At 39.0% G+C, this 21704-nt stretch carries 20 protein-coding genes; 1 reads left to right on the forward strand and 19 read right to left on the reverse strand.

The window, feature by feature from the left end:
• Positions 1-175 (forward strand): transposase domain-containing protein (locus FYJ57_RS08650; RefSeq protein WP_205839889.1); only part of this gene is annotated, 175 nt, incomplete at its 5' end.
• A gap of 258 nt (positions 176-433) precedes the next feature.
• Here the strand turns inward: FYJ57_RS08650 and FYJ57_RS08655 are convergent.
• The 19 genes from FYJ57_RS08655 to FYJ57_RS08745 form a co-directional block, all read right to left on the reverse strand.
• Positions 434-1564 (reverse strand): Coenzyme F420 hydrogenase/dehydrogenase, beta subunit C-terminal domain, encoded by a 1131-nt coding sequence (locus tag FYJ57_RS08655; protein ID WP_154432351.1) that lies wholly within the window; start codon positions 1562-1564, stop codon positions 434-436.
• A gap of 57 nt (positions 1565-1621) precedes the next feature.
• Positions 1622-3160 (reverse strand): lipopolysaccharide biosynthesis protein, encoded by a 1539-nt coding sequence (locus tag FYJ57_RS08660; protein WP_154432352.1) that lies wholly within the window; start codon positions 3158-3160, stop codon positions 1622-1624.
• The gene (locus FYJ57_RS08665) at positions 3157-4290 is read right to left on the reverse strand and encodes a polysaccharide pyruvyl transferase family protein (RefSeq protein ID WP_154432353.1); all 1134 of its coding nucleotides are present in this window, start codon (positions 4288-4290) and stop codon (positions 3157-3159) included. Before FYJ57_RS08665 ends, FYJ57_RS08660 begins: the two co-directional genes overlap by 4 nt.
• 25 nt (positions 4291-4315) lie before the next feature.
• Complete coding sequence (locus tag FYJ57_RS08670; protein WP_154432354.1) at positions 4316-5287, reverse strand: glycosyltransferase; 972 nt, start codon at positions 5285-5287, stop codon at positions 4316-4318.
• 48 nt (positions 5288-5335) lie between these two features.
• Positions 5336-6310 carry a glycosyltransferase family 2 protein gene (locus tag FYJ57_RS08675; RefSeq protein WP_154432355.1) on the reverse strand — a complete coding sequence of 325 codons (975 nt, stop codon included), beginning with the start codon at positions 6308-6310 and terminating at the stop codon, positions 5336-5338.
• Positions 6311-6889 (reverse strand): O-antigen ligase family protein, encoded by a 579-nt coding sequence (locus FYJ57_RS08680; RefSeq protein ID WP_154432356.1) that lies wholly within the window; start codon positions 6887-6889, stop codon positions 6311-6313.
• A 723-nt stretch (positions 6890-7612) separates the two neighbouring features.
• The gene (locus FYJ57_RS08685) at positions 7613-8710 is read right to left on the reverse strand and encodes an EpsG family protein (RefSeq protein WP_154432357.1); all 1098 of its coding nucleotides are present in this window, start codon (positions 8708-8710) and stop codon (positions 7613-7615) included.
• A 52-nt stretch (positions 8711-8762) separates the two neighbouring features.
• Positions 8763-9728 (reverse strand): DUF6625 family protein, encoded by a 966-nt coding sequence (locus FYJ57_RS08690; RefSeq protein ID WP_154432358.1) that lies wholly within the window; start codon positions 9726-9728, stop codon positions 8763-8765.
• A gap of 117 nt (positions 9729-9845) precedes the next feature.
• Positions 9846-10793 carry a glycosyltransferase gene (locus tag FYJ57_RS08695; RefSeq protein ID WP_154432359.1) on the reverse strand — a complete coding sequence of 316 codons (948 nt, stop codon included), beginning with the start codon at positions 10791-10793 and terminating at the stop codon, positions 9846-9848.
• Complete coding sequence (locus tag FYJ57_RS08700) at positions 10780-12099, reverse strand: glycosyltransferase (protein WP_205839940.1); 1320 nt, start codon at positions 12097-12099, stop codon at positions 10780-10782. The genes FYJ57_RS08695 and FYJ57_RS08700 overlap by 14 nt, the downstream gene beginning before the upstream one ends.
• Positions 12100-12159: 60 nt before the next feature.
• Positions 12160-13317: a glycosyltransferase gene (locus FYJ57_RS08705; protein ID WP_154432361.1), complete on the reverse strand. Its 1158-nt coding sequence runs from the start codon at positions 13315-13317 to the stop codon at positions 12160-12162.
• A gap of 17 nt (positions 13318-13334) precedes the next feature.
• Complete coding sequence (locus FYJ57_RS08710) at positions 13335-13946, reverse strand: DUF1919 domain-containing protein (protein WP_154432362.1); 612 nt, start codon at positions 13944-13946, stop codon at positions 13335-13337.
• A gap of 18 nt (positions 13947-13964) precedes the next feature.
• Positions 13965-15197: a beta 1-4 rhamnosyltransferase Cps2T gene (gene cps2T, locus FYJ57_RS08715; RefSeq protein ID WP_154432363.1), complete on the reverse strand. Its 1233-nt coding sequence runs from the start codon at positions 15195-15197 to the stop codon at positions 13965-13967.
• A gap of 239 nt (positions 15198-15436) precedes the next feature.
• Positions 15437-15730: a hypothetical protein gene (locus FYJ57_RS08720; protein ID WP_331466642.1), complete on the reverse strand. Its 294-nt coding sequence runs from the start codon at positions 15728-15730 to the stop codon at positions 15437-15439.
• A gap of 260 nt (positions 15731-15990) precedes the next feature.
• Positions 15991-17442: a sugar transferase gene (locus FYJ57_RS08725; protein WP_154432364.1), complete on the reverse strand. Its 1452-nt coding sequence runs from the start codon at positions 17440-17442 to the stop codon at positions 15991-15993.
• Between the two features lie 316 nt (positions 17443-17758).
• Positions 17759-18505, reverse strand: a complete 747-nt coding sequence (locus FYJ57_RS08730; protein WP_022172879.1) for an amino acid ABC transporter ATP-binding protein — start codon at positions 18503-18505, stop codon at positions 17759-17761.
• Positions 18492-19184, reverse strand: coding sequence for an amino acid ABC transporter permease (locus FYJ57_RS08735; protein ID WP_154432365.1), 693 nt, complete (start codon positions 19182-19184; stop codon positions 18492-18494). Before FYJ57_RS08735 ends, FYJ57_RS08730 begins: the two co-directional genes overlap by 14 nt.
• Before the next feature lie 309 nt (positions 19185-19493).
• Entirely contained in the window at positions 19494-20276 is a 783-nt protein-coding gene (locus tag FYJ57_RS08740; protein ID WP_022172881.1) for a transporter substrate-binding domain-containing protein, read from the reverse strand.
• Positions 20277-20464: 188 nt separating this feature from the next.
• On the reverse strand, positions 20465-21367 hold the full coding sequence (locus FYJ57_RS08745) for an amidohydrolase family protein (RefSeq protein ID WP_154432366.1): 903 nt from the start codon (positions 21365-21367) through the stop codon (positions 20465-20467).
• Positions 21368-21704 lie beyond the last annotated feature (337 nt).

Raw genomic sequence — 21704 nt, forward strand, 5'->3', positions numbered from 1 at the left:
TGTTATCTACAGCATTGCTGAAACGGCAAAAGCAAACGGGCTGAAGCCATTCGAATACTTTGAACATCTGTTACACGAGATACCGGAGCATATGGATGACCACAACCTTTCATTTTTAGATGATCTGCTGCCATGGTCACCAGCACTCCCGGAACGTATCCGAAAAAACAAGTAACATTTATCCGGGCTGCAAGAGCAGCCCGTTACATGTAAAGGTACACGCTATGGAGCGTTTACGCTTTAACTAAGCATCCTTAACACATACAGATTCGTAATTTCTTTATGTTATACTTTCTTTAGAAAACTTTTAGAACATATTTACTCATTTTATTAGTATTTCAAAGGGTCTGACCCCAATGTCTGTTATCCTTCTCTTTATGTCCATTATAATTGGTTTTTCTTTGTACACCCAATCTGCTGCAATTGCAACAGCTTACTCTTTATATGATATATCATAGGTATCAATCACCCTCGCTCCCCCCCATTTTATTTTACTAAATTTCCACTTTAGGCGACGTATATAGTACATTTTAGGATGACATCTTGCAATTGCTTTGGCAAATCCTCTATTAATATTCGCAAAAAAGATTTTTCTTTCCTCGGGCATCTTTGACGGATATTGCAGTTGGTGATTAGCTTCGATTGCTTTCTCTAGGTCTACACTTTTCAACTCAAAGTCTGTTGCATTTATAAGGTTTACCCCTTTTTCAGACTGACATAGTATAAGCGAAATGCCTTTTTTTTGTTCTTCATCGCTTAATTCGCTTCCCCATGAATCTCCCAACGTAATATCAGAAACTCGCTCTATCGTTGCATAGCTACATGAATAACAGTTTTCAGTATAGTCAAGAGAAGTAAGAAATGCAAATGTATACAGATCTGAACCATTATCAAAAGATATTCTTTTATATCCCGACCTTAGCCCAAACCCATCTTTATTCCTAAAATTCAAATCTTTAATTTTTCTTATGTCAACATAATTCTCAGCTAGATATTTTTCCAAAATAATTGGAGATGGGGAGCCATGACAGATAAGATCAACAGTATACAGATTTTTCTTATCTTTTATGTAGTTATTCAGTGCTGCCACTTGACAAGGCAGACCAATAAACAACACCCTATCTCCCTGTTTTAATCTCTCCTGGATTTTTGAATAAATATTTTTGGGGTTGCTTTTAACATATTTTGATCCTGCAAACTTCCTTGCATAATCCAAATCATTCGTTATATCAAATACAAATTCACCATCTTTGAAAAGACAGGCCGCAACATAACCACCGTTTTGTATGAAGTTCTGCGTCAAACCAGCCGCCGCCCCACCAGAAGAAGATTGTTCTCTTGTTTTACATACCCAACCCTGATACCATTTTTGAGGCTGCACCTTATCAACAGGATTATTATTTGGACATACTTTCTCACACATTTTGCAGTTAACACATTTAACTTCATCAATCACTGCATTCATTGCAGAAAGTGAATCCTTGATAAAAATCGCGTCTTTTTTACATACATTAACGCAGACCCTGCATCCAGTACATCGCCCTCTATCACATACCGTTCTCATTTATAGCATTCCTCCCTGTAAGCACGTATCTGAATTCATCATTAAAAATCATTCAGTTCATTTTTTTAGTAATTTTTCAAGATGGAACATCCTTGCAATAAGATATAACGCATCAGAAAACTCTTTCATCCTGCAAAGCAGAATAACCATAACGAAAACAGATGAAGCAACACACACAATTGCCTTGATTATTAAACCGATCCACCCATTAATAGAAATCAGGCTTGTCAAAACATATGCGACTGTTGATGCTAAGACTGTTGAAAAAACGTAATAAACTATTTTCACAACATAGATAATTGGATTCTTTTTAAATATTAATTTGAAAATATTTGAGGTTATCCATGGTGCGCTAACGATTGCCATACTAACTATAGTTGATAGGACAATGCCATATAATCCAATAAATCTTACTGTCGCCAAATTCAAGGCGAGATTTACAACACCTGATATCAATGGTCTAAATCGGTCTTGATGCCAAATTCCTCCAGCATCCTTATAAACACTGGCCATCATAATGTATTCATATATCCAGAAATACACACACAATAAAACCACAAGTGAAAAAGGCAGAAGCAGATTTTCTCCCATCCACAATGTCATAAAGGGCTGATAGAGACATAAAAAACAAGCACCGCAAATTCCACTCACAACGGAAACGAGTAAAGAAAAAACACAATACTCTCTGTAGTTCTGGTCAACTGACTTCGTAATCATACTGTTTCCAACTCCGGCAGTAATGGAAGCATATATGATTGACATAAACCCGATGATAGAACTCATAATGTAATAATAATTCTGGTACTGTGCCAGTACTGTCAATCCTAAAAATGCTGAGATAACAATGGTATCTGCCGAACTGACAATCGTATATCCCAATTTAGAAGTAAACAAATCCCGGATTTTTCCATTGATCTGTTTAATTTCATTCTGAGCCAGTTTGCCTTCTGGATTATACTGAGGAAATACTCTTTTTGCTATTATCGCTGTTAATACATTGTTTAATGCCTGTGTCAGCAGGAGTACTATTACATAGCAATAATAATCATGAAGTACTACAAGTGCAGCAATCTGCAGAAGATATTTTACTGTGTCCGTGACAAGTGTGACCTTACTAATCAGATCGTTTCTTTGATGAGCCTGCAGAACACTGTTTCTGTAAGCAAAAAGCCAATAAGTTAATACCGTTGCCAATAAATTGAGCAGATACAGGAAATATATATTCATGTCCTCGGGTATTGTCCCCGATATCAATTTAGGCATAAATGGGGTTAATAGAAGACCCACTACAAGAATGATACCTCCAATCACTCTGTAGTATGTTCTATATAGCTTCATCAACGCACAAATAGTAATAGAATTATCTTCCGCAATTGGCTTGTACATACTAAATACCATTGCACTTCCAACACCTAATTCGGCCAGATTTAACACCTGAAGTACGGAAGTGAACAAGCTATTTAACCCAAGATATTCTACCCCTATTGTGTACATCATAACTGTACGCATAATAAACGGGAGAAGAATCTGGTACACTTTCAAGCTGACGCCAAAGACAATATTTCTTGAAGCATTTTGGGTCTTTTCCATTTTCATGATTTAGCTTCACCCCCAATTGCTTTATAGAGGAGTTTTATGCATTCCCCTGCTCTTTTCTCCTTCTTTTCAGTAACGATCTCGTAATCGATCTCTTGTTTCAGGTCAAAAGTCTGCAATTCACCCAACTTCATATAGCGATCTTTAAGCCCAACAAGCGTTAGAATACTATTCAATCGTTCATCATTTGTGCGGTTGCTGACACAAACAAAAGGCTTCTCAAATATTAAGGAGAAGGCGGTTCCATGAAATGATTCCGTTACAATATAAGATGCATATTTAAAGAAATTTAGGAAATCAGATGGCGATGTTCTGACTGTATCTACCAATATTCCACTTTTCTTCAGTAGGTTTATCTCCTTTACATTTGATGCTGTCATAATAGTATAAACAGGCATATTCAACTTTTCGGATAGAAACTTTGCAGCCTGAATACCCGCTTCACTCGTCCAGACGTTGTATAAGAAAATATATTTTCCATCTACAATTCGGTCATTTAACAAACTGTCATACTCTGAGCTATTACACAGGAGCGTCGGATCTAATAATGTGTAAACTTTTTTCTGTTTTGCAATGAATTGTTCAAGTTTATTTTTTCCTGATTCCTCTCTTATGGAAATAAAATCAAAATCACAAATTTCACTTGCCAGGTTTGATGGAAGATTCTTTTCGGTATAGTCTGTATCATTTATGCTACAGGCATAAGAAACTTTGTTTCCCGAATAATTGAATGGGAGAAAAAAGATAGGATCGCAATCTTTGGCACGAATATTCCATACCTGATCACTTCCTACAACGATTCCCTTATATTCTTCTTTTATATCACAACCGTTGTTATAATTATACTTCTTTCTGCTTAACGGTAGTTGCTTGTATCTGAATTTTTTGAACAGTTGCTGTTGATTATTTAATGCTGAAGATAATGGCATTCTTTTTAGATTGTATTTTATGTTATTCCAGCTTTTCCATTGCCGGTAATTTGCATAGAGAAATTCGTAATTCTGAGGTTCATAATCAATAATTTCTACAACAAATCTCTTCGAAATAACTCTTGAAAGAGCCCACGATTGCAAGACGGAGCCATAATTAATTGATTTATGAAATGTTAATATGCCAATCTTTTCGTTCATCTTATTATTCCTACCATTCTAATTCTCAACTCTTATGCTTTCTGTAAGCAATTTTATACATCTTCGGTGTTTTTAATATCAAATACATTTCTATCTTAGCCTTCTGTGACGAATTTAGCTTCAGATAGGAATCTTTATTCTTCAATATCATATTTCGGAAAAAGATCAAGATGTCCTCGTTTGGCACATCTTGTCTTAAAACTTCCTTATATCTTTCGATTGCATGACGAACCATCCTCGCCTTAGAAGATTCATCAAGAGTCTCACTTATCGGGGCGACAAGTGTGTTGATCTTTTGCCATGCCGTAAACTCAGACAGTCTCTTTTCATTATAAATGCCGTGTGAAACTGATTGATCATATATAAAGTAGTAATACAATTTATTTGAGATATACGAAACACTGTCACACTGAGCTAAAGCGTTTGCAAAGAACAGCGAATCCTCTCCCACTGAAATTTCTGTGTCAAACATCAAATCCGTTAAAAGATTTTTCTTAAACAATGCTCCCCAAACTGTAGCATGCGACCATGCTTCCATAAAATTATAATCCGGAACCTTTATAACTCTTGGTCTGAGGGTTTCAATCGGATACTGTTTATATTCTTTTTCCCTGCAATAAAAAGCCTCACACGTTGAAATCCTCGTTTTTGTTGACAAGGCACAATACAAAAGGATTTCTATATACTGCTTTGAAACCATGTCATCTGCATCGATAAATGCAACATAATCGCCCTGTACCCATTTTAATCCAGTATTTCGAGCCGCGGATGCTCCCGCATTTTCTTGATGAACTACGTTTACACGTGAATCCTGTGATTCATATTCATCACATATGTTTGGCGAGTTATCTATTGATCCGTCATCTATGAGAATCAATTGGATATTAGAATAAGACTGGCTAAGTACACAGTCAATTGTTCGTCTTAGTAAATTCTCGCAATTATATACTGGGATTACAATACTGACCTTTATGGTCTGATCATCCAAATAATTCATCAACTTTCAGTCACCTCTCTAACACCCAAAACTTGCCTTGTCCTTATGTTATTTATATCCTTTGATTTTTTCTTTCGCTCTCAAATATGGATCATAAAGATGTAAGAGAATCAAAGAAGCAATCATCTTTTCTTTTTTAGGCGTTTGCTCATCTCTGAAGAAATCCCTCCTACATTTCCGAAATTCTGCCATTAAATGTTCATACTCTTGTGCTTTTCCTGTTCCTTTACACTTAATATACTTGTTCAATAGTGCGTAGATGTTCACAGCCTTATATCGGTTAAATGCCTTTCCGCACCCTTGGTATTTCTCTGCGATAAAGGCTTCAATAGAATTCAAATTCTTTTCTATTACCTTTCTTGCATCGATACTATACTTAAGTTTTGTAATACTTCCGGGTCTGCTTCGATAATAGTATTCATTTGTTCCACAATGAGCAACTTTTCCAGCAGCATCCACTATTTTATAGAACACTGCTATATCCTCATTGTTTTCTCCTACCGGGTAACGAATATCATCAAATAAATCCCGGACATAAATCTTATCCCACGCTGCAACATCAAGTGACTTTCCAGAGAGAATCTCATTCAGAGCTTCTTCCGATGAGTAAACGCCCTCTGCTCCCTCATAAGCTGTTCTAACGATAACTGTTCCATCGGCGACATATCTGCCACAGGCCGCCATTTTGACATTGTACTTCTTACAGGCATCCAGTAAATGCTCTACCATCGTAGTTTCTACCCAGTCATCACTATCAATGAAAACAAAGTATTCTCCCTTTGCAATATCGATTCCAGCATTTCTAGCATCAGACAATCCACCATTCTTTTTGTGAATCACCTTTATCCTACTATCTTTTCCTGCATATTCATCGCATATTTCTGGGCATCTATCTTTTCCTCCATCATCAACCAGTATAATCTCTAAATTCTTATATGTCTGATTGATAATAGAGTCAACGCATTTACTGAGATAATTCTCTACGCCATATATAGGAACTATAACGCTTACGAGTTCATTCATTTAGGTTTCCTCCTTAACTTTTCTCTCCCACCCACATACACAATAAAGCGCTAACAGTATCAAGAAAGAACCGCCCAGCGTGTTTTCAACAGTTGCCGAAAGAATGAAAGCATACACACCAAATAGGAAGGGAGCTGTTCTTCCTCCTGAGTCCTTCCCCATTTTACCGCAATGATATGTTATAAGCAGCATCAGCACAACTCCAATGATGCCAGCCTGAATTGCCACCTGTGCTAATCCATTTTGTGCATTAGGACCAAAATATCGTGAAACTACTGCTGTACCATATCCATATCCAATCCAAGGCTTTTTAGATAGAATCGTACCCAGATTCTTGTATATCAAAGTTCGAGATAGAATATTTCCTGTTTTACCTATCGTTCCCAAATAAGTGGCAATAGTGGGAATACTCTTAATAGCATCAAGTGCAATCGTCACAATTCCCGAAAAAATAACTGAGGCTACAGGAACAATCGGACTGCTGATAAAGTTTAAGAATCCTGCCCACCGTTTGTTTATTTTAAATTTGAATGTCCCTGAAATAAAAGACAAGAGCAAGACAAAAATAATCATAAACAATCTAGTATATTCCTTCATGTATAGATCTAAATAGATGATTAGGAAATAGAATAAAACGATCAACACACTACTACAGCGTATTTTTAGTGAAAGCACAAACCGTTGTCGTTCGTTGTTATCACGCCTCATCAGATATAAATTGAAACAAAGCAATATCACATTTAGGTAAGCCACATTAAATTTGTTTCCAATAAAGTATATATTGTTTGCATTATCTACAACATTCCTTCCTTGAATCAGTACTGTTATCACAGACGGAACCCAATATAACAGCAAACAGTCCCTTGATACTTTTGCAATCTTCCTACTTCCCCATTTCACTACTGAAATCCAAGGAACGGCAATATACAGTATTATTTTCCACGAATAAATCACACCTGAAAATGTAACATGTAGTCCATTATACGGTCTATTTACTGCTGATGAAATCAAATAGGAGAGTGCTAATCCCCCCAGATGAGTGTTGATCTATTGATACATTTTATATTTTTAATAACATACCCAGTACAAAACAGACAGCCAATTAGCTCAATCAGAAGCCAAGTGATTTCATTAACTGCTGTAATTCGCAAAAATAAGGTAAGCTACATTATTTGAACAGCAAAATATTTTATATCTAGTTCCACCTTCTACACCGTTTAAACCTTTCCTTACTCATTAGCATCTGTAGTTTCAATCTTCTACCAAATCAGATTACTCCTTCCACCCTCATATCACATGACTCTAAAATCCAAAAGTATACAAACGTGCCGGTGAACTTGCATAACTTAAGAACGACCATGTCATTATCAAAAGTATGCCCCCAACATATATTAGTCTACTATTTGTGCTAAAATATTTTTTCATTGTTGGGAAAAAGAGAGGCAATCCTATACGGAAATACATTGCAACACGAGAGATCACCGTATATCTCATTCCGATCAATTCAACGCCAATATAAATGGTTGCCATATAAATCAGCCACCATGTTCTCTCATCACTATCTTTACGTCTTATCATAATCAGAATCGCAATTATTATAATTCCCCATAGTACAAGTGTACCTTTCGCCTGTGCACTCCAAAAACTTGTTTGGAGGTAAGATACATATTTCGGCAAAATCTTGGAAACTATAGTTGTCAATAGGGGAAGTGCGACTGGTAAAATACATACTCCCAACACTATCCATTTGTAATACTTTCTTTTTTCCTTCAGCTTATATATCAATAACACAGCCACAAACAATAGTGCAGACAGATGAAAACACGCCGCAATAGCAACCCACACGATTGCTTTTTTATACTTTTCTTGTTTAACTTCCTCAATAGCCTGCGCTGCAATTGACAAAGCCAAAACCTGTCGCATAATATTAAAGGAACTCATATATATGGAATCACACATATATACATACGTTGCAAGATATAAATCACTATACTGCTCTACATTGTTACAAAAAAATCGCATCATGAAATAGCATGTAATAGCAGCAGTTATAATTAGAACCCCTTGTGGATTATGGAATACAGACATAATCAGCTTATTATATGCCATGTATATGGTTTCTATCTGTTCACTATATCCACCATAGATTCCATAAGAAATAAAGTTCCATTCAGTTGTTGGAAAAGATGAAAAAATCTCTTTCCATGACATTCTTGATGCGGCATTTGCAACAGATAGATACATTTTTGTATCTTCTCCGACAGTAGATCCACGCAATCCAAGAACAAGGGTCATCGCCATGAAAGAAATCCATAAAAAGTATTTAGGCGATAAATTGGTTTTCTTATTGATGAATGCTACTATAGCAATAAATAACAAAAGTCCTATATAAACTGTCACTCACTTACTCTCCTCTTTCCTACAAAAATACGGAATACTCAATATGATTTTACTATATATTTATTTTTCGCATCACACGATTGAGATAGTGTCTTACCGCATTACTTTTTAGTTTATTCTCTTTAGATTTAATCTTTCGCACTATAACTGCCTTTTCGAATTGTTTTCTCTGTTCCTTCGATGTCAAGTCATCACGAACAGCTTCAATAGTAGATCTAAACCAAATCGGTGAGATATAGAACTTATTGTTATCTTTGACATCAACACTCATTATCCTCTTTTGTAAATGTACATACGCATACTCCTTTTCCGAACCTTCAGTTACTCCAACAATCTTACCTGCTTCATAAGCAAAGTAGTCTGCTTTCTCACCTTCTGTATATACTAACTCAAAGTTAAATCTTTCTGGATCAATATCAGCAAAGTCTAGACTAATATAGTTCTTAATTTTAATTCGCTCACATATTGTGCTCAACCCACATCCATACTTTGTGCCAATTTCATCGTATGAAGTTGAGAAATCTGTTGTATAGGCATATTTATAAGAGAAACAGTCATCGAAATCGTGACAAATTCTATATAAATTATTCATTGTTTCACAATTTCTATACAAAGTACAATGTCCTAAGTTGTAAATTCTATCATTCTTATCCAACACTTCATCTGTAATATACTTTTTCAAATCTCCAAAGATTAAATCAACATCACAATGTCCCCAAAAATCGTATCCTTGAAGTTCCTTCTCAAAAGCAGCACCATACACCGGTCTATAATCGCACAGTTTATATGGTCTACTCAAAGAAATCTTAAAATCGAACAGTGCTTGAATTCTATCTTTAAAATTTGAAAAAGATGTATTTATTACTTTGATGTTGCGCATCGGTTCAATATTAATTATATTATCTGTAAAAATCATAAAATCAAAATCTGTATTCCACGATGCTGAATTCAACCACAAATAAAAATAATTGGGCAATGTTCCAAAGTATGGAACAATAAAAGCCACCTTATTTTTCATGCCTTAGCCTCCTCTAACCTCCGAATTATATTCAAAATCAAAACAAATCTATTCCTTATCATTTTATGTTGGATTAAATGTCAGACCTTCTTGTTGCCAGCTTTTTCTTCACACTTCTTAGTGGCATCTATCAGCCAACTTAAAGTATATGCCAGATGAAAAATTGAAGAGTACAGCCTTCATTTTTCCACTAAGACCAAGTCCATATTTAAAAGCGAATAAAAAATTTACGCCAGGAATATTCCAACCTTGAATCTTAAAGGTCCTACATGTATGTAAATAATGTCGTACAAGCATTCCATACATAACGCTCTGCAACCGTTTATTATCAATCTTATCTATTTCTTCTTTCCAACTCTCTAAATTTTTCAATGAATCTTTTATCTTTTTATCGTTGTTGTTTGTAGTCATTATTGAGTTTTCTCTAATGACATAATGATAAAAAGTTCCTTGCATACATGAAATTTTTTTTGCATTTAAAAAAAGCCTTGGTTGAACTTCTGTGTCTTCAAAGTATATGCCTTTTTTGAAATACAAATTATTTTCTCTAACAAAAGATGTCTTATACATGTTGAGCCACACAGGTGAGTACCATTCATTAGCCGCAATAGCCTTTTCTATGAAATCACTTGACTCATATACTACTCCGCTTCTAAATGCAGTATGTTTCAATTCATCCGTTTTCTCTTTGCAATGTACAACAGCTCCACCAACTACTATATCTGCTGTTGCACTCATTGAAGAATTCAGCATCTTTTCACAAGCGTTAGCATCTATATAATCGTCCGAATCCACATATAATAAATACTCCCCAGTTGCAATATTTATTCCGGCATTTCTAGCATCTGACAAGCCACCATTTTCCTTATGAATCACTTTTATTCGAGCATCAACCTCGGCATAGTTATCACACATTTCTGGACACTGATCAGGACTTCCATCATCTACTAATATAATTTCAATATTCTGATACGTTTGCTTCCGGATGCTTTCAACACATCTTTCCAAATCATTCTCAACCTTATATACCGGAACTATGATGCTTATTTTTTCACTTCCCGTCATAAATACAATATACCTCTTCCATTTCTCTACTATGTTCTATCATCGTCTTCACAGGAAATTCATTCACTATATATATGTTCATCTCTTTGACACTCTGAGGATTTTCAATTAACCCTAGTATACGATTTTTCAAAGGCTGAACATTTCCTTCAACTACAAACCCGTTCTTACCCTCTACAATAAGATCTTTTGCCCCAACTTTTTCGCTCAAAATTACTGGAATTCCATAGCTCAACGCCTCTAGTACAGTGAATCCAAACGTTTCTTCCCATTCACTAGGAGTGACTAAAACATCAAATTGATCCATAACATTCGGAAGTTCTTGGTAAGAATATGGCTTGTGACATATCATATATGGCGGTGGATTATTAATTTCAACAAAAATGTGGGCTTCAAAATTATGTTCTCCACTTTGCCACAATGCATCGCATGCATTCTTAAACAAGTTATATCCCTTGTGGGTAGTAAGCGGTCCTAAATAGCCAAATCTTACCGGTGAACCTGCTTTTCGTATTCTTTTATGATCTACAATTGCTCCATTGGATATTGATATTACTTTCGCATTATCTGCGGCGTATCCTCGCTTCTTATAAATACAAAGCGTATTTGTGCTATTGAAATGAACAACGTCCATTTTTTCAAGCAAAACTATATTACGGTCGCGTAAATTCTGATATTCCTTTTGCTTCTTCGCATCAATAATTTCTGATTCAATCACCTGCTCTGTTGCATCGTACATTTTCCTATTGTGTCTAGCACGAAGCATCTTGATAACAGAGCTTTCCTTAACACTTTTATACAGTTCTGACTGAAAAAGTCTCATTTTATTAAATGACAAGCCATATTGATTGCAGCTTACACAATCGGAACATTTTTTGTCATCCTTACAATCTTTTCCAGAATGGAATAAATTGCAACGTGGGCATATCGGAAAATAATCATGAGTAGTAAATACAGTCTTAACTCCCACTTCATGCGCCGCTTCTACTAGTTCAGAAGGAAGTCCCATAAACGTATGAATATGAAACACCTGAAATGTGTGTTTTTGAAAGAATTCGGTATATACCTTTTTTTCTTTCTTAACCAGGTACATCGCAGGATTTTGAATTCCATCCATTAAGGGTATCGGCAATGGATTTAACAATTCATAACTTGTACAATACAAATCATTCTGTAGCTTATATTTTTGTTTTTGATTTACTTTCGACTTTGGAGTAAGATCATATAGTCTACCCGGCCATAAAAGCCCAACCTGATGCCCGACTTTAGCCTGTTCAATCATCAAATCCAAGCAATACTGTGTCATTCCTCCTCGACGGAACGGAGGGAAGCCAAGTGAATAATGTAATATGTTCATCGTCTTTTCTCAATTCAGCATTTCAAAATAGATGTCTTGCATCGCTTTTTTAGAATGTTCAACATCAAATGGTTCTGCTGCTTTCTCACAATTTTCAATCATAGATTTACGCAGGTTTTCGTCAGCCAGCTTACTAATAGCTTTTGCAAATGCATTTTCATCAAATGGGTCGCACAAATAGCCATCAACGTCATCCGTAATATAGTCCACAATACCATGCACATTAGATGCTATCACGGGAAGACCTGCAGCCAGCATTTCAATACCAGAAAGACCAAGTCCTTCTCTCGTTGATGGCATAACACCGATATCTGCACATTTACAAATCTGCGGAATATCATCGCGAAGTCCCATAAGCCTCAAATCAATACCAACTTCTTTGGCAAGTTGTTCTAATTCTTCTTTTGTATTTGCACTTGTCATAGCATTGCCACAAACCATAAAAACTGCACCCGGTATATGAGCCTTAGCAAGTGCCTTAACAACAATCTGATGATTTTTTCTGTGGGAGAGTTCGCCCACAGCCAGTACTAACAGCTGATTGTCTCTAATACCCAACATCTTTCTATACGCCGAACGATCTATATCTATATCACGAAAACGCTTTGTATCCACACCAACTCCTGGAATATAAAAAACTTTTCCACAATGTAATTTCTTTGCATTCTCGTAATCTTCTCTGTTAATGGTAATGATGGCATCACAATATCTTGACATCATATCTTCAATGGTATGAAAAACGATCCATGTTTTCTTGCTAGAGTGCTTGTGAAAATAGAATCCATGTGTGGTGTATATCACAATACTTCCTGCTTTTCGCTGCCTTCTTCCTGCGAATCGAGCAATTGCACCCGCAATCGGAGTATGGCAATGAATTAAATCAAAGTGTTCTTTTTTGAACAATTCTGCCATCTGTTTATACGACTTCAAGGTTTCAAAGGATACCGGTTTGCTAGACGAAAAATCGATTTGATGAAAAACAACATTCATGTCTTCAAAATATGCTGGCATACATTCGGCCCCAGCGTGATAGATATTTGCAGCACAGTGTACTTCATATCCCATTTTCTGAAGCGTAATAATATCGTTCGTTAAAAAGCTTTTTGTAAAGCGAGCCAGCGCAGTCACAATTAATGCTCTTTTCATTTTTTTACAATCATTCGTCACCGTTTTTTCTCCTCACATCATTTCATATTTAAAAATCCTACATAATCATAATCATCAATCCATCGTCTACCTGTGAATTTGCCCTTATATTTACACGAGTCCATTACATCGCCATTCGGTTGCTCTGACCCAGAAATATAATATGAGCATTTGATTTCAGGCATCGGACGTGCCGTAAGTGCTAACTTATGTTTATAAGAAAGTTCATCAAACTTCTTTAGAAGTTCTTCTGTACAGCCATTTTGTTGAACTAAAATAACATAGAGATTATCTCTATTAATTCTCTCGGTCCTTTTTTCCCAGATTCTTTTGGCTTCATCAAAAGATGGATAATGCATGAAATAAATAGTTATATCATCCAGCTTAGCGACCGGATAATCCTTGTCACTTTGAGCTTCTACTAGAGCCTGGCCCAAATAGTAATCTAGTTTTTCCAAAAACTTGATGTAGTCCTCTGCGCCAAAAAACAAGTTAACTGTTGGAGAATTAAAGCGTTCCCCCAACTCGTGAAGGATCACCCCCACACAGTTATTGCATAGTATCGTGAAATTCCTATTGAAAAGCCGCTTTTTATTTTCAGAATTCAATGCCGTTCTCAAAAAAGCTCTATAATATTTTGAGATTTTCATATATATTTCCTACCTCGTTTATTTTGTAAACACATCTGCGTACTGCCCACAAATTTTATCCCACGTGTACTCTTCCGCCACACGCTTCTTAGCTCTCCGTCCCATCTCAGCGATTTGATCTGCACTCATCTGATCTGCTTTATCGATCAGCTTTGCAAAGCTGCTAGACTTCCGGCTCCAGTACAAAGCACAATCTTCTGCGACTTCTTTATTAAAACCAACATCAACCAGCAGATTCAGATCCGTGCTGCCAAGAGCCTCAATCAGCGACGGATTCGTACCACCAACCGTATGACCGTGGAAATAAGCATAGGCATTCTCACGAATCTTCTTCAGCAGTTCCTGATCGTAAACAGTGCCGACAAATTTGATTCTCTTATCACTCTTGAAATGAAGTTTTTCCTCAAGCTCATTTAAGAACTTTTCATTCACATTCGTAATAATCGCAAAGTTCTTTTTGCTCTTGCTTTTCATGAACTCCCGAATCATAACTTCAAAAGAGTTCTCCGGTACAAAACGACCGACGACAAGGTAGTAGTCCTTTTTCGTCAGTCCTTTTTCTCTATACCAGTTCATCAGCTTCTCATCGTCATCAGCCAACTTACTAAGGGTCAGATCTGCACCATACGCAATAAATGTAGTCTTCGGATTTCTGCCTTTGATGCCTTTTCCGTCATAACACTCGTGGATATACTTCTCGATATTCACTGAGTCACAGATAACAAGGTCACAGTATTTAACCATCATCTGCTCAGAAATCTTCCAGTATTTCCGGATCGGCGCAGACCATTTTGCTCTCATCCATTCGTGTCCATCTGGGTTCAGATACACAGTGCCGCCCAGTTTATGGATTTTTCTGTAAAAGTAACCAGCAAAAGGCCCAATACGGCAAGCCATGATGTAAACGATAGGGTGCGGAATATGGTTTTCCTTGATATGTTCGCAACAAGCTTTTAGTGCAGCAACATCATAATAAATTGCCTGCGCAGGGCCAATCTGAGGAACATCAATTTTGAAACAGTGGGCATTGTGGAGTTCAAACTCGTGGTCATTGATCTTTGTCACGCCCTCAAACTTGCTCTCATCCATGCAGCCGTCACCATTGGCTTTGCAGGCAACGTGATATTTGATGTTTTCTTTATTCTGGTGATACTCTGTGAGCTTGTAGACAAAGGTCTCATAACCTCCGTAAGCCCCCAATGACTTCGCGCCGACAAGGTATACGTGCTGCACTTCTTTTTTTGAATTCATTCCTCTATTCCATCCTCACATTTTTATCGCTAATGTTGCATCTATTCCCTTATGGATAAAAACAAACCTACGGCGGGTCGCACAAAGGCAATCCACCGTAGGCTTGAACTCTCCTTCAATCTTTATTTGCTGCTCCTTTTTGTGGGTCAAAACAGAGCTTCCAAAAGCCTCCTACATATAACCCCCAGGATTTCCCGCATCTTGCAGTCTTTTCAACAAATAAACTTTTGAAGGACAACTCAAGCCGTCAAAACCCTTTTGTTATCGTAGGTTTTCTTGGTTGACCCTATTATATCTCTAGCCCCTTTTTTCTCAATGGTTGGAACGTATTTTTGCGTTATTCCTTTATATTCTGTTTCATCTACACTATCGTATTCAGCTCCGCTTACGTGATGACCCGACCTGTTATAACATGTTACTTCACAGCCTTTCTGTGCCATTCGTGTACACAGTTCTTTTACGACAATCTCCACACCGCCTTCTCGGCTCCATCTTTTGTGGCCGAACATCGCTATTTTTGATCGTTCATTCATTTTTTTCTCCGCCATTGCTCTTCACGTTTTTCCTTTATCCCAAGGCAATAACCCCGGCCTTACGCCATTTCAAACAACTTTATACCTCTGTTTCCTCATGCCTGTTATCCGTACGATACTCACAGAAAATACATATTGCCTCTAATGAATCAGTTTCATTTCTATTTTATATTTATAACTTATCTACTAATATTCCAGTGCAGTTTATTCTCTTCTACAAGAACAAACTGCATCTTCTTCTCTTCTCTTTTCATTTTCTCTTACATCGACCCATCCCGCTTAATCACCGAAACCACCGTCTTCCAGAGTAATTTAATGTCCATTCCTACATTCCACTCACTGATATACTCTGTATCCAGTTTTACAACTTCTTCGAAATCGGTGATCTCACTTCTTCCGCTAACCTGCCACATACCCGTAATGCCCGGTTTGATCGCAAGTCTCGCTCTGTGATGGAGTTCATATTTATTCCACTCGTCCAGTGTCGGTGGACGGGTTCCTACGATGCTCATATCACCTTTCAGTACATTAAAGAACTGTGGGAATTCATCCAGGCTGGTTACGCGGATGAAGTTACCGATACCGGTTTTCTTCGTTCCGTCCGGCAGGATTTCATTACCGATGACACGGGGATCAAAGTCCAGCTTGAACATCATGCCGTCGCTGACACGGTTCTGTTTCATCAGCTCGGCTTTCCGTTCTTCTGCATCCATATACATGCTGCGGAATTTGTACATTTTGAATTTCTTACCGTTTTTACCGACACGCTCCTGGGAAAAGAAGATCGGACCCGGGGACTTCAGGTAAATAGCAGAACCCACGAACAAAGTGATCAGCAAAGTCAGCAGACAGCCAAACAGACCACCGGCGATATCGATCGCGCGTTTCATAAACAACTGTTTTGCGGATGCATAGTTGATACTGGTTGTCAGTACGGTATAGGGTCCGACTTTTTCCACCAGCTGTTTTTTACCACCCATCGCCTCGGAAACTTTCGCCAGGTTCAGATGTACCGTCACACCCGCTTCCGTAAACTGTTCCATCAGAGCATACGGATAGGGAACATTGGTTGCCGGAATGACAAATACCTCGTCAATCCACTCCCGGCAGACATAAGCAGCTGCATTTTCTTCGTTGGCTACTACCGGAACGCCTGCGATTTTCGTACCGCAGAGATCATCATCGATAATTACCAGACCGGATAAAACAAAGCGTTCATAGTTATTCTCCCGGATATTATGAACGACCTGCTCTGCCATATCTTTTGTCGTCACGACCAACAGAGAACGGTTTCCTTCACTCATTCTGCTTCGAAGAATTTTTTTCCAGATGATCCGGACGATGTAAGTGAGAATCGCATAGATCACACCGGTCAGATATAGTACGGTTCTGGAGTACGCCTGACCTTCCTGCATCGTAAACAAATACAGCACCGAGAACAGTTCCACAAGGAGCACATGCTTTACCGTCGCTGCAAACTCCCTGAAATATCCCCGTTTCAAAACATTGGATAATGTCTCATAGAAAAACATCACGACGATATCCAGCAGTTCCATAAAAATCGCCATGTTCCGATATAGTGGAACTATGTAGGGACTGCCGTTGTCATGACGGATCACATAGGCAAGCAAGAATGCGATCTGAAGACAGATCATATCCAGAAAAATGAAATCAAAGTGTTTTAACCAGCCCTTCGAGCCTTTTTTGTACATCTTTCTGTTTCCCCCTCAGAAAACGAGAACTTTACTTTTGTTCTCTCATTATTTTTTCTTCACTTGTTTATCATACTATCCAAAAGTATAACACTGGGTTTGTGCATTTTCAATATAAATGTAATTTTTTTAACATGAATTACCATTTTTCGTCGTTTTACAAATATTCAGTTCTGTATCTGTTATTTTTTTGTACAAACTATAGAGAACCAAAAATGTGCCTTGCGTATCCTCGCGGAATGTTTTACTTACATGAAAGTAATTTCCTGTAAGTAAAACAAGCAATGACCTTTTCCGGTCATTGCCTGTTTTTCTGTTACAATACTTTTGATAAGAACTCCTGCAGTCTCGGATTCTTCGGGTGTGCAAAGAATTCATCCGGTGTATTCTCTTCCTGGATCTTTCCTTCATCGATGAAAATTACTCTGGTGGCCACTTCTCTGGCGAATCCCATCTCATGGGTAACAACTACCATGGTCATTCCTGTCTGTGCCAGTTCTTTCATGATCTCCAGTACTTCTCCGACCATCTCCGGATCCAGCGCGGAAGTCGGCTCATCAAAGAGCATCACATCCGGATTCATCGCCATGGCACGTGCGATAGCGATACGCTGTTTCTGTCCACCGGAAAGGCTGTCCGGGTAAGCATCTGCTTTGTCCGGAAGACCCACACGGGCAAGGAGTTCTTCTGCTTTCTCAGAAGCTTCCTCTTCTTTCATCAGTCCCAGTGTCACAGGAGCCAGCATGATATTCTCTTTTACTGTCTTATGTGGAAACAGATTGAACTGCTGAAATACCATACCGATTTTCTGACGGTGGCGGTTGATATCAACCTTCGGATCTGTAATATCCACACCTTCAAAAAGAATCTTGCCACCGGTTGGAACTTCCAGAAGGTTCAGAGAACGAAGAAAGGTAGATTTTCCGGAACCGGATGGGCCGATGACTGCTACCACTTCACCCTGACAGATATCTGTGGTGATACCGTCCAGAACCTGATTATCATCAAACTTTTTCTCCAGTCCCTGTACCTGCAATAAAACTTTTCCTTTATTTGCGGTCACTTTTTCTCAACCTCCTCTCCAGTTTACCCATAAAGTATGTCAGAATCGTTACCAGCACCCAGTAAAATACTGCAGCTGCGATCAACGGTACAAAGGCTTCGTATGTACGGCTCTGTACCAGTGTCGCTGCTTTCGTGATATCCGTCATACCGATGTAACCGATGATAGATGTCTCTTTCAGCAGCACGATCATCTCATTGATCAGTGCCGGCAACACATTTTTAAATGCCTGGGGCATAATGATCAGCTTCATCGTCTGTCCGGAACTAAGGCCCAGACTCCGTCCGGCCTCCATCTGTCCTTTATCAATGGACATGATACCCGACCGCACGATCTCCGCCACATACGCACCGGAGTTAATACCAAATGCTACACCACCAACGATAACTTCATTCACCGAGATGGAAGCAAATATAACAAAGTTAAATATCAACACCTGAACCATCGTAGGCGTACCACGGATAACACTCAGATACACCTTACAAATCGCATTCAGCACCTTCAGCTTCCCTGTCTGCTCATAAGTCGACCGGATAATCGCCACCGTAAACCCAAGTACCACACCAATACAAAGTGCCAGCACCGTAATCAGCAACGTATTCCGCAAACCCGTCAACCACCAACTGGAAGCCCCATTATCCACAAAATACCTGTGAACCCAATGACTTAAAGATCCCATATCGTTTCCCTTACACTCCTTTTACAAGGTCTTTTCGTATATTTTTCACTTCATCTCTCATATCCCGGGGATTATCTTTCACCTTACTAAACCTCACTAATATAAAAGCCATCCCCAATTGTCAGAAACTATATTTTCTTACCTCCCGCCTGCGAAGGTTCGCTTGATATTTCAATACGCAGACCATCTGACACGGCCGGTCCTTAGGCAGCGTATTTTGCTGCCTTAGTACCGCTGCCAGTGTCAGCTGAGCGGGAGCGGGTCGGAGTATTGAAATATCAAGCGAACCCCACCCGGGTATCCACTCATTTATTTTCTAACAATCACAACCTGAGACGCATTCGCATAAGTATCCGTAAAATCAACACTCTCTTTTCTCTCATCTGTCACAGTCATACCAGCCGCACCAAATTCAGCCTTACCACTGGAAACTGCTGCCAGGATAGATTCGAATGCCATATCGTCAATCTTCAGATCATAACCCATCTTGTCGCAGATTGCTTTCGCCATATCTGCATCGATTCCTACGATATTATCTCCTTCTTTATACTCCCATGGCTCGAATTCTGCGTTGGTAGCCATGGTCAGAGTACCGTTGGTATACTCGGTTCCTTCCGGAGTCTCGTACTGATAGCTTCCCTGGTCATCACCGATGTAGTTTGCCATGATCTTATCCAGAGTGCCATCCTCTTTCAGTTCCTTGATGGCCGCATTCATTTTCTCTGTCAGTTCTGTATTTCCTTTTTTCAGACAGATCGCATATTCTTCCGGTTCCCAGATATTTTCTACGATCTTCAGATCATCGTTGGCATCTACAAACTTCTGAGCCGGCAGAGAGTCGATCACAACCGCATCGATCTTACCGGTCTTCAGAGCCTGGATGGCATCCGCACCTTTGTTATAACGTTTCATCTGAGAATCACTTGCTACTGCATCGCTGGCATAGCTGTCTCCGGTAGTACCGGTCTGCACACCGATGGTCAGATCTTTCAGATCATCAACACTGGATACCTCTACCTGTTTTTTGCTGCCGCATCCGAACATGGATACTGCCATAATACCTGTCAGTGCAAATACAACTGCCTTTTTCATACTCTTATCCTCCTGTTATTCTTGTGTACTCACGAATCTGCATATAGTTTTCCGGCTGATTCATCCTTCTGCATATCTATACAGTGTGAGTGCATTTTTATACTAATTAAAATCTTCTTTATTATAACAGCTTTTTATTTTTTTGCAACCGGGAATTCCTGCCTGTAGGGTTCTTTTTCAGACACGCTCTAAGAAAATCTTTCTTTTATCAGCCGGTCACCGTTCCGGATCCGCTTTTCCCAGTCCGGGAAGTCTTCTTCCAGAATCTCCCGAAAAGCCTGGTATTCATCAAGAAGTCCCTGACCGTGGAGGACACGATAGGCTCCGGCATCACTTCCGAGAGCAAGTTTTGCTCCGAGCTGATACCCGCGGAATAATGCTTTTTTCTGTCCTTCCCAGATGTTTTTCACTACTTGTTCCGGAAACCGTCCGTCTCCGAGAAGATTTTTTACTGTTACTATCGTAGGTACCCAGACAGCATCGGAAGCTGCAAGTGCCTGAAGCGCATCTTCGCCGCAGAAGTTTCCATGTTCGATACTGTCCACACCTGCGAGAGCTGCTGCCCGGACTGCCTGACTGCCGTTTGTATGTGCCATGACGGGGAAACCTTCTTCATGGGCAATATGGATCAGTTCGCGGATCTCACTGTCGGCAAGTGAAGGTTCCGTCAGGCCTCCATGAGTAAAGTCCATGATGCCGGAGATCATAATTTTCACGAAGTGTCCGCCCTGCCGGCGCAGATCCCCGATCAATTTCCTGTACTCCTGCATGGTTTCGTAACCTCTTCCCACGATCGCTCCGTAGTGCCCCTTTTTGTGAATGGCAAAGATCGGTGTCCGGTAGGTGATCCCATAGGCAGGTGCCAGTTCCATCGTCCGTTTTGATGTTCCGTAGATATCCCCGCCTTCCCGCAGCCAGGTGATTCCGTGCTTCCGGTATTCCGCAAGATGCGCGTGGATCACCTGGTCGCAGACACCATTATTCTGGTCGGCTACGGCTTTTTTATAGTCTGTGCCATTCATGAAAATGTGCATGTGGGCTTCGCCGTATGGGAATTGGTTTATTGTTTTTCTTTGTAGCTGTTGTTTCATATTCTTTATCGCCTGTCCTCGCTATCGTTACTGTTCACTCTGTGCCCAGTAACCTCATCATATTCTATTTCAATCTTTCACGTATAAAACACTTGAATTCTTTGATACAAAGTGATAATATTTAGTTAAATCAAAACTGAATCATTGGATCAATTATTGATTTGTTATGTAACAGAAAGCACCCACTCCAATGGTGGATGCTCCGAGTTTAGGCTTTAAATTATGTCCTTAAGGACGCGGCCTATCCTGTGGCTCAGACAGGATAGGCTTTTTTATTTTCGGTAGCATAACCTCGGGAGGCTACCTCACCCTGTCATGGGTGCTTTCCTTGCATAAT

It is taken from the genome of Oliverpabstia intestinalis (genome assembly GCF_009696065.1).
Taxonomy (GTDB): domain Bacteria; phylum Bacillota; class Clostridia; order Lachnospirales; family Lachnospiraceae; genus Oliverpabstia; species Oliverpabstia intestinalis.